At 44.4% G+C, this 660-nt stretch carries 1 pseudogene; it reads right to left on the bottom strand.

The annotated features are described in order from the left end of the window. Positions 1–660 (bottom strand): annotated as a pseudogene (locus tag BACFIN_RS22910) (DDE transposase); the annotation flags it as partial.

The raw sequence follows: 660 nt of genomic DNA, 5'->3' as shown, positions 1-660 counted from the left end.
GTTGTTTCTGCGTTCCAAAACTTCCTTCCAGGCGGGTAGCTCTTTCACGGCTGAGTTCCGACCGTAAGATTCTCCGAAGCGGCTCATCTTTGGCAGCTCTGCCCTTACGCTTAAAGGAAGTACTTATATGATATTTAGTACAAAATTTCCGGTTGGCATTATTGGCATAGATTGAATCCGCCGCAAGCGCCTTAACCCTAACCCCGGTCAGTTGTTGTTGCAGATGAATACAGTCTTTCAAACGTACTCCTTCGTTAAAAGCCTTAAAGGAGATATGTTCTATAAAGGAGATTCCGTCTATCTGTATATTGTTGACTTTGGCTCCGAATTCAACGGATTTGGTTTCCTTGCCTCTGATAATGGGGCGAAGGTAATGCCGGTCGATACTCACGATACGGTTGGACACTTTTTTGCCTGCAAATAAATTCTTCCCTTGCTCAAGGACTGTCTGTATGACCGAGAAACGTCTTTGGTAATCAGAGGATAGTGCAAGCCTGTTCCTGTAGGATGAATGAAGTTGCTCCAGCTGGTCAAGTAACTTTTCCAATAACTGAAGTAACCTTCGTGTAATCATACGAGCCTGTGATTTCCTGCGTTTACGCAGTTTACTATAAGCAAGATAGGCACGGCGTACATCAAGATACTTGTTACGGGGACGTT

The sequence above is a fragment of the Bacteroides finegoldii DSM 17565 genome, from assembly GCF_000156195.1.
GTDB lineage: Bacteria > Bacteroidota > Bacteroidia > Bacteroidales > Bacteroidaceae > Bacteroides > Bacteroides finegoldii.
The sequence above is the reverse complement of the archived record's forward strand: the minus strand, read 5'-3'. Positions and strand labels throughout refer to the sequence as shown.